The organism is Bacillus sp. GW823-FHT06B01 (genome assembly GCF_058952315.1).
In genome coordinates this window covers 153,111-167,307 of sequence record NZ_JBXAHR010000007.1, presented here as the reverse complement: position 1 = coordinate 167,307, position 14,197 = coordinate 153,111, and the positions used below count along the sequence as shown (strand labels likewise).

14 protein-coding genes are annotated in these 14,197 nt (G+C 35.8%); 4 read left to right on the top strand and 10 right to left on the bottom strand.

The window, feature by feature from the left end:
* Nucleotides 1-112: 112 nt before the first annotated feature.
* A complete protein-coding gene (locus AC1Q8N_RS25510) occupies nt 113-724 on the bottom strand; it encodes a manganese efflux pump (protein WP_000100745.1) in 612 nt (203 codons plus the stop codon).
* 130 nt (nt 725-854) lie between these two features.
* On the opposite strand from AC1Q8N_RS25510, the gene AC1Q8N_RS25505 reads away from it, so the two are divergent.
* Nucleotides 855-1,508, top strand: a complete 654-nt coding sequence (locus tag AC1Q8N_RS25505) for a DUF1232 domain-containing protein (RefSeq protein WP_001123723.1) — start codon at nt 855-857, stop codon at nt 1,506-1,508.
* 99 nt (nt 1,509-1,607) lie between these two features.
* Here the strand turns inward: AC1Q8N_RS25505 and AC1Q8N_RS25500 are convergent, their stop codons facing one another.
* From AC1Q8N_RS25500 to AC1Q8N_RS25490, 3 genes are all read right to left on the bottom strand, one after another.
* A complete protein-coding gene (locus tag AC1Q8N_RS25500) occupies nt 1,608-2,930 on the bottom strand; it encodes an acetylornithine deacetylase (RefSeq protein ID WP_493521426.1) in 1,323 nt (440 codons plus the stop codon).
* A gap of 60 nt (nt 2,931-2,990) precedes the next feature.
* A complete protein-coding gene (locus AC1Q8N_RS25495) occupies nt 2,991-4,412 on the bottom strand; it encodes an amino acid permease (protein ID WP_098079804.1) in 1,422 nt (473 codons plus the stop codon).
* A 99-nt stretch (nt 4,413-4,511) separates the two neighbouring features.
* Nucleotides 4,512-4,766 (bottom strand): biotin/lipoyl-containing protein, encoded by a 255-nt coding sequence (locus tag AC1Q8N_RS25490; RefSeq protein WP_000784766.1) that lies wholly within the window; start codon nt 4,764-4,766, stop codon nt 4,512-4,514.
* Between the two features lie 274 nt (nt 4,767-5,040).
* Here AC1Q8N_RS25490 and AC1Q8N_RS25485 point away from each other — a divergent pair, with 274 nt between their 5' ends.
* Both AC1Q8N_RS25485 and AC1Q8N_RS25480 read left to right on the top strand, forming a co-directional pair.
* Nucleotides 5,041-6,444, top strand: coding sequence for a sigma-54 interaction domain-containing protein (locus AC1Q8N_RS25485; protein ID WP_098642939.1), 1,404 nt, complete (start codon nt 5,041-5,043; stop codon nt 6,442-6,444).
* Nucleotides 6,445-6,601: 157 nt separating this feature from the next.
* Entirely contained in the window at nt 6,602-6,799 is a 198-nt protein-coding gene (locus AC1Q8N_RS25480) for a hypothetical protein (RefSeq protein ID WP_048542120.1), read from the top strand.
* 53 nt (nt 6,800-6,852) lie between these two features.
* Here AC1Q8N_RS25480 and truA read toward each other — a convergent pair whose 3' ends face one another.
* The 6 genes from truA to AC1Q8N_RS25450 form a co-directional block, all read right to left on the bottom strand.
* Nucleotides 6,853-7,590: a tRNA pseudouridine(38-40) synthase TruA gene (gene truA, locus AC1Q8N_RS25475; RefSeq protein WP_048542121.1), complete on the bottom strand. Its 738-nt coding sequence runs from the start codon at nt 7,588-7,590 to the stop codon at nt 6,853-6,855.
* 56 nt (nt 7,591-7,646) lie between these two features.
* A complete protein-coding gene (gene rlmD, locus AC1Q8N_RS25470; RefSeq protein WP_493521425.1) occupies nt 7,647-9,026 on the bottom strand; it encodes a 23S rRNA (uracil(1939)-C(5))-methyltransferase RlmD in 1,380 nt (459 codons plus the stop codon).
* Between the two features lie 10 nt (nt 9,027-9,036).
* Nucleotides 9,037-9,900 (bottom strand): DNA-3-methyladenine glycosylase family protein, encoded by an 864-nt coding sequence (locus AC1Q8N_RS25465; protein ID WP_000269433.1) that lies wholly within the window; start codon nt 9,898-9,900, stop codon nt 9,037-9,039.
* Between the two features lie 59 nt (nt 9,901-9,959).
* Complete coding sequence (pdaA, locus tag AC1Q8N_RS25460; protein WP_000875960.1) at nt 9,960-10,742, bottom strand: delta-lactam-biosynthetic de-N-acetylase; 783 nt, start codon at nt 10,740-10,742, stop codon at nt 9,960-9,962.
* Nucleotides 10,743-10,868: 126 nt separating this feature from the next.
* Nucleotides 10,869-12,389 carry a class I fumarate hydratase gene (gene fumA, locus AC1Q8N_RS25455; RefSeq protein ID WP_098079808.1) on the bottom strand — a complete coding sequence of 507 codons (1,521 nt, stop codon included), beginning with the start codon at nt 12,387-12,389 and terminating at the stop codon, nt 10,869-10,871.
* A gap of 206 nt (nt 12,390-12,595) precedes the next feature.
* Nucleotides 12,596-12,778, bottom strand: coding sequence for an SE1561 family protein (locus AC1Q8N_RS25450; RefSeq protein ID WP_000513547.1), 183 nt, complete (start codon nt 12,776-12,778; stop codon nt 12,596-12,598).
* A gap of 213 nt (nt 12,779-12,991) precedes the next feature.
* Between AC1Q8N_RS25450 and yfkAB the strand changes: the two genes are divergently transcribed.
* A complete protein-coding gene (gene yfkAB / locus AC1Q8N_RS25445; protein ID WP_000156029.1) occupies nt 12,992-14,119 on the top strand; it encodes a radical SAM/CxCxxxxC motif protein YfkAB in 1,128 nt (375 codons plus the stop codon).
* Nucleotides 14,120-14,197 lie beyond the last annotated feature (78 nt).

The window sequence follows — 14,197 nt, the reverse complement described above, 5'->3', positions numbered from 1 at the left end:
CCCCTTTCTTTAAAAGAAATCCGTATTAGTATGGGGAAAGAAAAGTACGTCGACATATGCAATCCTTTGCCGTATTTCCAAGGAAATACTCGAACATTGTTTTCTGTTCTCCTTACAACAACTGATCGATCCCAATAAGAATTAATAACACTCCTGCGATAACAGTAGCCCATTTCCCTAAGTATTCTGCTAAAAATCGTTTTCCTACATAAGCAAAACCACTAATACAAATAAAACTAAACACCCCAGAAATAGTTGCTGTAAGCCACAGATTCAAGTTTGTTACCCCAGCGTCAAATCCACCTGCAATATTATTAATAGACAACGCAACCCCTAAAACAATTGCTTCTGAAAAACTAATTGTTTTAGAACCATCAAAATCTGCTTTTTCTGGATCACGTAAAATGCCCATAAGTACATTACCATCTTTAGAACCTACAGTATTTCTTTGCCCCAAGAAAGGCTGGCACAAAATAAACACACCGATTATACCTAAAACGATTGCTCCAATTAGGTTTGCAGTAAACTCTGAAATAAATAACGCTATCCAGTTCCCAAAAAAGCCAGCTAATAAAGTAAATAAAAAACCAAAAAATGCGATGATAAAATTGTTAAGCCACGAAATTCGAATTTTACGAATGCCATATGCAATCCCAACACCTGCATTATCTAAATTAGAAGCAATACCGATTAAAAAAATTGAAAATAGACCTGCCGTACTCATAAACAGCCACCCCTTTTTCTCACTTTTCAATGCATATTATGAAAATGTTGAGCAACTGTGCCTGTCTGTTTCATATACATGTAAGAAATGCTCAACATTTTTTCAACAATAAAAAAGGAGTGCCTTCACTATGCCTAAAGAAAACCCAAATGAGCGGCTTAGTACATTAATAAAAAAACTTTTAAAAGAACGTGCCTTATCCATGCGTCAATTAGGAATGCATACAAATATTGATCCCGCAACAATCTCAAGAATTATGAATGGTAAACAACCGCCAAAACAAAAACATCTACAAAAATTTGCAGAATGTTTGCAAGTTCCACCCCAATTGTTATTTGATGAAATGTATCCTGATTCTCCTCACATTAATAAAGAAAAGACGGATATGTACACATCTCTTGATACAATTCAGCAAACGCTGCAATCCTCTAACTTATTCGATTTTGACTATACAACAACTCGCGTAAAACAAGAACTTGAAAACTATGAACGCTATGCTCAGACAACAGAAGGTGAAAAACGTATTCATGAAAGTTTCGCGAGTAAATTAGAACAAATTGATAGCGCTGGTCCTTTTATTGAACAATTAACCGATATGTATCAACAATTTTGCAATGAAACTATCTCAAAAGAAGAGCGTGCAGTTCTTGGAGGCGCATTACTGTATTTCATTTTATCGACAGATATTATTCCCGACTATCTCTTTCCAATTGGCTATTTAGATGATGCAATTGCTGTTGAATTAGCGAAAGAAAAATTAATCGAACTAAAACGAAAAACATAGAAAAATAAAGAACTATTTCAGTTGTTTCTGTTCAACTCTGAAATAGTTCACTAAAAAATCGTACAAGTATACATACCTGTACGATTTCAACACACTAATCTATTTTTTCGTGTGACACCATTCATATATAAATGCTGTTATTACTTTTGTAAATTCAATTAACTGTTCTACTTCAACTTTCTCATTTATTGAATGAGCTTCTTCTAATGTACCTGGTCCGTAGATAACAGCTGGAATATGAAATTCACTAAACCAACCACCATCCGTTACCGTTGCAGACATATCTAAAATTGCATTTTTAGATAGAATTGATTCGTGTACTGAGCTAAGAGTTTTTACTGCTTCATGTTCACTATCTACTTCTAAAGAAGGGAAAATTTCGCCACGATCCACAATCATTGATTCTCCGCCCCACTTAAATTGTGGTGGACTTTCACTTAACCATGGATCGGCAGCCGCTACTTTCTCAATATACTCTTCAATTTCTTTTATTATTTGTTCATGTGTTTCATTCGGATAGAAGTGCACCGTTATCCATAACCGGCACTCATCCGCAATAAATGCTGCATGCCGTCCGCCTTCAATAACAGCTGGGTTAATTGTTGTTGTTCCAGATGGATAACCTTCATATGTTTTCATAACTGCCCAATGACGCTCTAATTCTTGTAAACTTTGCACAATTTTCATCATTTTTTCAATCGCACTCGCTCCGAATAAGCGTCCTCCAGCATGAATCATTTGCCTGCGTGTTGCATCATGAAACGTCTGGGGGCTTTTCACAGTAATCCATCCAGTAATTACGCCGCCCTGTCCTTGCATATGTAAATCACTTGTATCCACTACGACTGCAAAATCAGCATCATAACCTTTTTTGCAGCATTGAAGTGTACCTGCTTCTCCAACTTCTTCCCCAATTACTGATTGAAAGATTAAATCTCCAGGTAATTCAATGCCAGCTTCTTGTAACAGTTGAATAGCAAATAGTGCTCCAGCCAGTCCTCCTTTCATATCCGCCGCACCACGTCCAACTAACCAACCATCTTTTATAAATGGCTCAAACGGATTGGTTTCCCACGCTTCATCTACCGATACTTCTGCTACATCCACATGTCCATTAATAATAAGACTTTTATGTGTGTCACTTTCTAGCCCTTTTCTCACCCCAACAACGTTCGGGTCATTCGGATATACATCCCATTTATCAACACTAAAATTTCGTTTTTTTAGAAAATCTGCAACAAATTCTTGCGCCTCATTTGTATTTCTCGCCGGAGGTGCTGGTGTTTCAAAACGAATTAAAGTCTTTGTAAGCTCTAGTAACTCATCTTTTCGTAAATCAATCTGTTCTAATAGCTGTGAAACTTCTTGATTCATCGCTAGTTCCCCTTTGCATACATAGTATGTTTCCAGCTTTATTGTCACAAAAAAAGAGACTGTTTACAATTTTACAGTCTCTTTTTTTAGCATAAGTTTCTAATAGATTTACAAACTTTCTGCCTCTGTTGTATTCGTTTTTTCAATATGTTCTACCTTACGTGCCTTATTTCTTGTCGCACGGTAAAACAGTAAACAAATAATCATAAATGGAATGCCACAATACAACGCCATTCTTTGTTCTGGAATAAAAGCCATACCAACAATTACTGTTACATTTAATACTAACGCAAGCAGTGGTACGAATGGATACAGCGGTGTTTTAAATTTCAAGTCCTTCACATCCCCGCCCTGCTTAATGTATGACCTTCTAGCCAATAAGTTAGATAGAGCAATAGATGCCCAAACTAATATCGCCCCAAACCCGGCAATAGAAAGTAGCCATAAATAAACTGTATCTTCCGCATAAATACCTGATAGTAATGAAAGGCAACCTACAATTGTACTTACAATCAATGCATAAATAGGAACACCATTTTTAGATAACTTACCGAAAATTGGACTAATCATGCCTTGGTTAGACATAGACCATAGCATACGAGAAGTTGCATATAATCCTGAATTCGCAACGGATAGAACCGCTGTAATAATAACGAAATTTATAATATCGGCTGCATAAGGAATGCCAATTTTATCAAATACAACTACGAATGGACTTTCTATCACTCCTGCTTGCTGCCAAGGGAATAAGCCTGCAAGAATGAAAATAGATAATACAAAGAACACAAGTATACGCCAAACTGTATTATTAATTGCCTTCGGGATCGTTTTCTCTGGATTTTCACTCTCTCCAGCTGCAATACCAACTAGTTCCGTTCCTTGGAAGGAAAAATTAACTGCAATCATCGTAATTAAAATGGCTGATAATCCATTTGGAAACAACCCACCATAATCAGTAAAGCTAGAGAACATCGGTGCGGGTTCGTTTCCTTTCATATCTAGAAAACCAAACATTGCTGCCCCGCCTAAAATAATAAATGCAATGATTGTAATTACTTTAATACTTGCAAACCAAAATTCAACTTCTGCAAAACTTCTTGAAGATAACGCATTGATAGCAAAAAGAAGCACCGCAAACACTACACACCAAATCCATGACGGTACATCAGGAAACCATCGTTTCATTAAAATACTAACTGCAATCAGTTCAATACCTATCGTAGCAGACCAGTTTAGCCACGACATCCAGCCGACTACATAACCCGCTGCAGGGGAAATGTGCTTTGTAGCATACGTTTGATAAGATCCTGCGTCAGGCATCGCAACAGCTAACTCTCCAAGACAGAGCATCGTTAAATACATAACAAATCCTCCAACAAGATACGCTACAATCGCTCCTCCAGGCCCAGCTTCATGAATTGTATACCCAGATCCTAAAAAAAGACCGGTACCAATAACTCCTCCAAGTGCAATCATAAAGATGTGCCTGCTTTTCAATTCCCTTTTTAACCCTTGGTTTTGATCCATCATATAAATCCCCCCTTTTCACTTTGGAAACCCATTTCATGTAAGCGTTTTTAAAAATATTCATAATAAGAATAATTATTGAAAAGAGCAAAATACATAGTATCAATCACTACCTGTTATTAAAAGATCATCCCTCACTGTTATTAATAACTTTTTATCAGCGATAGCTTGTCCTTCTACTACTTCTAATGATTCGATATATCCACTGATTCCTACTTTAATTTCTACTTTCTGTTTATCTATTGTTTCAATTAACGCTAATTTCTCCCACTCGTATACGTAAGAACTTTCCGTAACAAATAACTTCTCTACTTTCCCGTAACAAGGACTATACACGCCTTCTATAACCATCTTCACTTTATAAACTCCTCCTTCTTATTAATCGGTACTGAAACGTTGCATATCCCTCCTTTAGAGATTTCAACTATTATTTATGCAAAATGCGTACCAATCTCCAATTCCTATTTAAAATGAAGGTTTCTCAAAAAAAAATCTTCATAACCGCAAAATTTTTCTATCATTTGAGAAGTTTTAAAAGGAAAATAGCAAAAAAATTTTGCGATTTTATAAGAATTTTAATAAAATTATAAAAAGTCAGTCTTCATAGGGTGAAATGAGGAGAAGATAATCTATGCGTACAGAAGAAATTAATTTTAAACAGATCATTGAAATGAATATGCTATATGAAACTTTACTCAATGAGCTCGATATCGGGATTCATATTATTAATGAGGAAAGTAAAACGATTATCTATAACCGCAAAATGATGGAAATTGAATCAATGGAACGCTCAGATGTGCTATATAAAAGTCCTTTAGAAGTATTCGCATTTGAAGAAAATAAAAATAGTACTCTTATAGAGGCATTAAAATTGGGAAAAACAAACAAAGATATAAAGCAAACGTATTTTAACAATAAAGGGCAAGAAATTACAACGATTAACAATACTTTCCCTATAATAGAAAACGGAAAAATTAAAGGCGCTATTGAAATTTCAACAGAGATTAGCCATTTCAAACAAACGATGAAAACGAACCTTTCTCGAAAACAAAATAATAAATTTACCTTTGATCACATAATCGGTGATTCTAATGCTCTTCAATCTGTCATTACAGAAGCAAAGAGAGTAATTCGTACATCCTCATCCATACTTCTCGTAGGAGAAACAGGGACCGGTAAAGAACTATTTGCACAAAGTATCCATAATGAAAGTCAACGTTCAACAAAACCATTTATTTCACAAAACTGTGCAGCTATACCTGATACACTCATGGAAAGTTTATTATTTGGTACGAACCGAGGTGCATTTACAGGAGCTATCGATAAAGCTGGTTTATTTGAAGAAGCAAATGGAGGAACTTTGTTATTAGATGAGATCAACTCATTAAGTCCAGCACTTCAAGCGAAGTTACTACGAGCTATACAAGAAAAAACAATACGAAGAATCGGAGGCACACAAGAAAAAGAAATTGATGTTCGTATTATAGCAACTATTAATGAAGATCCTCTTGAAGCTATTACACACAACCGATTACGGGAAGACTTATATTACCGATTAAGCGTCGTTACTTTATGTCTCCCGCCTTTACGTGAACGAAAAGAAGATATTCCTGATCTTGTGCAGCACTTTATTGAAAAGTACAACATTCAATTTGGACTTGGCGTAACGGATCTAGATGTACATGTAAGAGAATTTTTGTATGCATATGATTGGCCTGGAAACGTACGAGAATTGGAACATATCATTGAAGGTTCGATGAATTTAGTTGAAGATGAAAATATCATTACAGCGTTTCATCTTCCCACTCGCTTTCGTGAACAAATAAAAAAAGAATTCAATATGCAACCTTCCCTAACTAATAACGAGGATGATGCACCTAAAACATTAAAGCACACAATAGAGACAATGGAGAAGAACTACATCAATCAAATTCTGACAGAGTATCACGGTAATATCTCACAGGCTGCAAAGTTTTTAGGATTAAGTAGGCAAAACTTACAATATCGAATTAAAAAATTGCATTTACACATATGAAATGAAGTGAAGCTTTAATCTGTGGAGGTTTTGTCCCCCCCCACCAATTGGACTTTTATTGCCTGTTAATGCAGCATAAATCTGCTTCCAAGTGTAAATATAAATTGGAAAAATACGCTACAATAAACATATAACATACTAGAAAGGAACGATATATATGAGTAATGATAACAAATTAAAGTTATTACAATACTTAGCCTTCTTCCCTACCATTGTATGTATGATGTTACTAGTTGATATGAATGCTTATCCTTATGCAAAACTATTAGCAACAATTAGCGGCTCCTTTGCAGCTATTATACTTGCTGCTTTTTGGAATTTGAAGATACGTATGAAGAAAGAAAAATCTTCTTAATACCAAAACAATAAAAAAATCGAGCTTACACAGCTCGATTTTTTTATTGTTTATTAAAATTCAACATTCTCCAAATACAAACCACTCGCCTCAGCAAGACAATTAATTTGATTACGTTGTTTTTCCTCTAAAATATTTGGGATTGCGTCCGCATCTAATTGCCCTAATCCAACTTCAATTAATGCTCCAACAATTTTTCGTACCATGTTATGAAGGAACCCGTTACCACTTACTCTAATTTGTACAAATCCTGCTTCTTCCATCACTTCAAGTGTATATACTTCTCGAACCATAGACTTTTTCTTTGATTTCGCATTTGAAAAAGCAGTAAAGTCATGTGAACCAACTAAATGTTTCGCAGCTTCTTTCATGCTTTTCACATTTAATTTTTTATTCACATGCATGCTGTATTTACGCATAAATGGATTTGTATGCTCTTCATTCCAAATTTTATAAAGATATGTTTTTGCTTTAGAATTATAACGAGCATGGAATCGATCTTGTACTTCTTCTACATTCGTAATGCTAATATCGTTGGGTAAATGTTGATTTAAATATTTTTTCACTTTATGTTCCACTAACTTCTCATCACTTTGAAAGTTAGCAACTTGATTCAAAGCATGTACACCCGCATCTGTTCTACTACAACCGATAATTTCAATTTCTTTTCCGATCATTTCAGATATGACACTCTCGATTTTTCCTTGAATTGTATTATCGTTATTACCGAGACGTTGCCATCCTTTAAAACGTGCACCATCGTACTGAATCGTTAATTTATAATTATTCATTTTACTCTCCTTCATAGAAAATATTCCCTCATATCGTGAGGGAATATGAATAAACTTTACTTTCTAACAAGCTTCACTACATTTTCTACATGGGCTGTATGTGGGAACATATCAACTGGTTGTACATATTCCACTTCATAACTCTTCATTAATGCTTGCACATCACGTGCTAATGAAGAAGGATTACAAGATACGTAAACAACTTGTTTTGGTTTCACTTTTAAAATTGTTTCCAGTAATTTATCATCGCAACCTGTACGAGGTGGATCGACAACAATTACATCTGGACGCCATCCTTCTTTTACCCATTTCGGTAACCATTGTTCAGCTTTACCTGCTTCATATTTCGTATTTGTAAATCCGTGACGCTTCGCATTTTTTCTTGCATCTTCAATCGCTTCTGGAATTACATCCATACCACGTACTTCCGCTGCATCATTTGCAAGCCAAAGACCGATTGTACCAACACCACAATACGCATCTACAATTTTCTCATCGCCTGTTAAAGCAGCTGCTTTTTTCGCTTCATCGTATAAAACAACTGTTTGTTCTGGATTTAACTGGAAGAATGCACGTGCTGATAATTCAAATGATAAATCACCTAGTGTTTCTTGAATTACTTCTTTTCCAGCTAATTTAAATGTTTTATCACCGAAAATAACAGATGTTTTACGCCAGTTTACGTTTTGCATAATTGATTTAACAGCTGGCATCTGTTTTTGTACTTCTGCGATAAATTGATCTTTATTTGGTAATTCTTCTTTTGTTGTAATAAGTGTAACTTGTACTTCCCCTGTTTGAACTGCAGTACGTGTCACAATTGTGCGTACTAAACCTTTTTGTTTTTTCTCATTGTAAATAGAAACTTTTAATTTTTCTAATATACGTCTTACAACTTTTGTCGCTTCATTCGTTGCTTTATGTTGAATCATACAGTGAGCAATATCAATTAACTGATGTGAATTTTGCTTATACAGCCCTGTAATAACCTTTTCGTCTTTACGTCCCACTTGTAATTGACTCTTATTACGATAATGCCATGGGTTTTCCATACCAAGCGTTGGACGAATTTTTTCTTCCAAACTGTTGTTCATATACTTCTCGAATGCTTGTACGACGATATCACGCTTTTGATTTAATTGTTCTTTATAATCTAAATGTTGCAGCTGACAACCGCCACACTCTTCATATACCGGACATGGTGCTTTCACACGATGTGGTGAAGCTTTACGAACTTTTTTCACTTTCGCTTCAGCGAAGCCACGCTGAATTTTCGTTGTTTCAGCAACAACTTCTTCTCCTGGTAATGCCCCTGGAATGAAAACAACTTGTCTCTTAAAATAACCAACGCCTTCTCCGTTAATCCCAAGACGTTTAATTGTCACAGGAAACGTTTGACCAACTTCCAACTTACTCTCATGTTGCTTTTGTATCATTATTACACCTCTACTCTATACTTTTCCATAAATATAACGCTGCATAACTGCAGTATGGTTCACACTCTTGTTTCACTTTTTCTAAAAATGCATCATCAGGTTTATCATCTAATTGAAATACACCTTGCACTGCACGCTGAATCCCAATGTCCGCTTTCGGAAACATATTTTTCCGTCCAAGCCCGAACATTAAAAAATTTTGCACTGTCCATGTACCAATCCCCCTAATTGGTAACAATTGTGCGGAAACCTCTTCATCCGCCCTGGTTTCTATACTCGCTAAATTTAATGTACCGCTGACAATACTTCGACCTAACCCTACTATATATTCAGCCTTTCGCTGACTAAACTTCTGCTCCCTCAATTCTTCTATTGAAATATTTGCTACTATTTCTGGAGTGGGGAAAAAGAATACACCGTTCTTCTCTGTTCCATATCGTTTCACAAACTGTTCTGTTAACACAGTAGCAAATTTCAAATTTATTTGTTGATGAATGATACAGCGAAGAAGACAAGCAAAATAATCAAACTCTAAAATAATTGGAGTATAAGCATATGTTTCAAATAGTGGACGTAATGATGTGTTTAAAAAATGATTTTGTATATCTTGAAACGGTTCATTCCAATGAAAAATGGCCCTCATTCGTTTCATGACTTTCTCTTGATCTCCTGCCTGACTAGAGATCCAAAACTGTGGATTTTGAACAGTACCAATCCCTTGCAAGCGAACAACAATCTGTTCCTCGTCTATACAAAGCGGGACATAAATGACTTTCTCATCTAATTGAATGACGTTAAGAGGATCAAAAGATAAACGTTTTAATACCTCTTCAAAATGATACGGATACTCTAACGTAACATGTTCGCTCCACATACGTTTCCCCATCCTTTTTACACATCATTATAGCATGAGAAAACCGCAAGCATACATGCTTACGGTTGATTGCTTTTTACTAAGTCATCTAGACTTTTAAAATGATACCCTTTCTCGCGCAAATCATCAATGATTTTCGCAAGTGCTTCTGCATTATCTTTTGATATTGCATGAAGTAATAAAACAGATCCTGGATGAATCATCGTCATTACATTATTATGTGCATATTGCCATCCTCTTTGCTCGTCCACTTTCCAATCCAAAAATGCAAGTGACCAAAACACATTATAATAGCCCATTTCTTTCGTAAGAGCCAACGTTCTTTCACTAAATACGCCGCGCGGCGGACGTACATATTTTACTTCTTTTTGCCCAGTTACTTTTTTTATCTCTTCCGTTACACTCGTTAATTCTTCACGAAGTTTCGCATCATTTACCGTTGTAAAATCAGGATGACTCCACGAATGATTTCCAATAATATGTCCTTCATTCTTCATTCTTAATAACAAATCTTTTTGTGTTTTAATATAATGACCCGTTACAAAGAAAGTTGCCGGTACTTTTTTCTCTTTTAATACATCTAAGATTTTCCCTGTGTATCCATTCTCGTACCCATTATCGAATGTTAAATAAATATCTTTTTTCTTTGTATCCCCTAAATAAAACCCACCATTTTTTTGTAGTAAATCTGTGTATAACTTTCCTGCATCTGGTACTGTTTCATTTTTAGGACGCGGGATTCCCCAGTTATGTGGAGTATTTGTATAAGCTAATGCTGAAACTGGAACAAGTGCCATCATAATTGAAAAAATGAGACCGATATATAACCATTTATATTTCATAAATAGTCTCCTTTCCATATATAATCGTACTTGTAGTTTCTGTTGCAGTGCATTCTTTCATGCTGAACATGTTTTTCTATATATACCAAAAAAATGCATCTCGAATCATTCGAGATGCATTTTTGTTTACTTAAATACTGGCTCTTTAAAGCTAGCTAATTTTTCAAGTGATGTTTTATCAACATCTGCATGTAAGCTATTACCATGAGAATCCATCGTTACAACTGCTTTAAATCCTTCGATACGTAAATGCCACATTGCCTCTGGAATACCAAATTGTAAGAAATCAACATCTTTTACTTCTTTAATACATTCGGCATAATATTGCGCTGCACCGCCAATTGCATTTAAATATACACCACCGTGCTCTTCTAAAGCCGCTAATGTTTTTGTCCCCATACCACCTTTTCCAATGACAGCGCGAATACCGAATTTCTTCATAATATCGCCTTGGTACGGTTCTTCACGAATACTTGTCGTTGGACCTGCCGCTTTAATTTGCCAGTTTTCATTTTCATCTTTCACGACAACTGGACCACAGTGATAAATAACTTGTCCTTTTAAATCTACTGGACAATCGTTATCCATTAAATGCTTATGGATTGCGTCACGACCTGTATACATCATGCCATTAATTGTTACAACATCACCAACGCGAAGTTCACGAATTTGCTCTTCTGTAATTGGTGCTTGTAATACAATCTCACGTTGCTCTGTTTTTTCTTGCGCTTCTTGCTGAAGTGTATCCTCACCTTCTTGATATAGCCAATCCATAATTTCACCTGTTTCAGGATGGATTGTTACGCCAAGGCGGCGATATGCCCAGCAATTATACGCAACAGATACATAGAAACTAGCTGGCAGACGATTATACACGCCAATTTTACAACCAAGTAAAGTTGTTTCTCCGCCAAATCCCATCGTACCAATGCCAAGCTTATTCGCATTTTCTAATACGTACTCTTCAAGTTTTTGTAACTCTGGTACTGGATTGACATCATCTAATGTACGGAATAATTGATTTTTTGCTAATTCGTAACCTGATGTGCGGTCTCCCCCGATACCAACACCAATTACACCTGCACTACAGCCTTGACCTTGCGCTTGATATACAGCATGAAGAAGGCATTTACGAATCCCTTCTAAATCACGGCCAGCGCGTCCAAGTCCTTCTAATTCACACGGTAAGCTATACTGAATATTTTTATTCTCACAGCCACCACCCTTTAGAATTAAGCGTGCATCAATATAATCTTTTTCCCATTGTTCAAACTTAATAACCGGTGTACCTGGTCCTAAATTATTTCCACTATTGTCTCCAAAAAGAGAATCAACAGAATTGGGACGAAGTTTACCATCTTTTGTCGCCCGCTCAAGCGCATTATAGATAGCTTCCTTCAACTTTAATTGATTCACACCAACTGGTGTATAAATTTTAAACGTTGGCATCCCTGTATCTTGGCAAATTGGCGAGATGTTATCATCAGCCATTTTAATATTATTCGTAATTGTGCCAAGTGCCATCGCAGAACGAGTCCCTGCATTTTCTCGTTCTTTCGCTTGTTGAATCGCACGACGAACATCTTTCGGTAAGTTCGTTGACGTTTCAACAATTAGTTGATACATGCTTTCTTGAAGCTTTTCCATTGTTACTTCCCCCTCAATTGTGAACGCTACCAAAACGTTATGAGCTGAAAATTCCATCGTTATGCTCTTCAGCTTTTTATTTGTTTCACGCTATTAAAGCATAAATGAAATTTTTCACAACTTGATTATACCTTTTTTTCTACCGTCCTTCTATTATCCATACAGAAAAAGGCTGCCAATTTTGCATTGGCAGCCTTTTTAATATATTATTCGTCTTTTTTAAATTGCTCACATTTTAATTCTAATTCATCTAACATCGCAAGAAGACGATCTACATCTTCTAACTCTACTTCTTCAGGTTCAATTGTATCAATTACTTCAATGAACATATTTAAACGTTCTTTTAAATATACTAGTTGTGAATCTTTATCTTCAATTGCTTTTCCCATGAAGGCACTCTCCTTTTAATTCGAGATGCTTTTATTATACCGCAAAAATGATTGCTATGGGCATGAAATTTCATCAATTTTGTCACAGTCATTCATTCAAATGTAAGCCCTCTCTCTTTTTTCACAAAAAAGTTTCACTTTATAAAAAGTACATATTCTTCTATTATAGAGAATGGACAAATTGTTATTTCAATAGTCAAAGGAGTATTTCATATGACGATATCACAAAAAATGAAGCCGATTACTCCTTCTTACGATCCATGGGAAGCGTATATGGACCTTGAAGAGTACGGCAAACTACTATTAACAAACGTTGAGTTTACAACGACAACGTTATGCAATATGCGTTGCGAGCATTGTGCTGTTGGTTACACATTACAACCGAAAGATCCAAATCCGCTTCCTATGGAACTTTTATTAAAACGATTAGATGAGATTCCTCATTTACGTTCTTTAAGTATTACTGGCGGAGAACCAATGCTTTCAAAGAAATCCGTCGACAACTATGTAACACCACTCTTAAAATACGCTCATGAACGAGGCGTTCGCACTCAAATCAACTCAAACTTAACTATAGATTTAGCACGTTACGAACAAATTATTCCTTATTTAGACGTATTGCATATATCTCATAACTGGGGAACAATTGATGACTTCGTTGAAGGTGGATTTGCAATGATGGAACGTAAACCTACTTATGAACAACGTGCAAAATTATTTGAACGAATGATTACAAATAGTAAAGCTCTATCAGATGCAGGTGTACTCGTATCAGCCGAAACGATGTTAAACAAAAGGACTCTACCACATATTGAACATATTCATCGTCAAATTGTCGAAGAGATGGGCTGTAAACGTCATGAAGTTCATCCAATGTATCCAAGTGACTTCGCGAGTAATCTAGAGATCTTAACAAAAGCTGAAATTCGCGATGCAATTGAGCATTTACTAGAAATTCGCGATGAAAATGTATGGATGTTATTTGGAACTTTACCTTTCTACGCTTGTAGCGATGACGAGCGAGACATCGCCACATTTAAGAAATTACAAGAGAGCAAAAATGTAACAGTTCGTAACGATCCAGATGGTCGTTCTCGTTTAAACGTCAACATTTTCGATGGAAATATTATTGTAACTGATTTCGGTGACGTTCCTCTTCTAGGTAACGTACAAACAAACACACTACAAGAAGCGTATGACAAATGGAGTGCTTCAAAAACAGCACAATCATTAAGCTGTCACTGTCCTGCAGTAAAATGCCTTGGACCAAATGTTCTTGTAAAAAATAGCTACTATCCGACAGAAGACTTCTTATCAAAAACAGCAAACATAACATTTTAAAGTTCAACTTTAATCAGTGGGGGTTTTGTTCATTCCCCACTGATTATTAGTTGAACCAATTGCCCACAAATAGCGGGA

Bases quoted from the DNA above. Each gene is read 5' to 3' on its own strand.
- AC1Q8N_RS25510 (WP_000100745.1), bottom strand. From the start codon at position 724: ATGAGTACGGCAGGTCTATTTTCAATTTTTTTAATCGGTATTGCTTCT.
- AC1Q8N_RS25480 (WP_048542120.1), top strand. From the start codon at position 6,602: ATGAGTAATGATAACAAATTAAAGTTATTACAATACTTAGCCTTCTTC.
- truA (WP_048542121.1), bottom strand. From the start codon at position 7,590: ATGAATAATTATAAATTAACGATTCAGTACGATGGTGCACGTTTTAAA.
- AC1Q8N_RS25485 (WP_098642939.1), top strand. From the start codon at position 5,041: ATGCGTACAGAAGAAATTAATTTTAAACAGATCATTGAAATGAATATG.
- rlmD (WP_493521425.1), bottom strand. From the start codon at position 9,026: ATGATACAAAAGCAACATGAGAGTAAGTTGGAAGTTGGTCAAACGTTT.
- AC1Q8N_RS25495 (WP_098079804.1), bottom strand. From the start codon at position 4,412: ATGATGGATCAAAACCAAGGGTTAAAAAGGGAATTGAAAAGCAGGCAC.
- AC1Q8N_RS25505 (WP_001123723.1), top strand. From the start codon at position 855: ATGCCTAAAGAAAACCCAAATGAGCGGCTTAGTACATTAATAAAAAAA.
- AC1Q8N_RS25450 (WP_000513547.1), bottom strand. From the start codon at position 12,778: ATGGGAAAAGCAATTGAAGATAAAGATTCACAACTAGTATATTTAAAA.
- fumA (WP_098079808.1), bottom strand. From the start codon at position 12,389: ATGGAAAAGCTTCAAGAAAGCATGTATCAACTAATTGTTGAAACGTCA.
- pdaA (WP_000875960.1), bottom strand. From the start codon at position 10,742: ATGAAATATAAATGGTTATATATCGGTCTCATTTTTTCAATTATGATG.
- yfkAB (WP_000156029.1), top strand. From the start codon at position 12,992: ATGACGATATCACAAAAAATGAAGCCGATTACTCCTTCTTACGATCCA.
- AC1Q8N_RS25465 (WP_000269433.1), bottom strand. From the start codon at position 9,900: ATGTGGAGCGAACATGTTACGTTAGAGTATCCGTATCATTTTGAAGAG.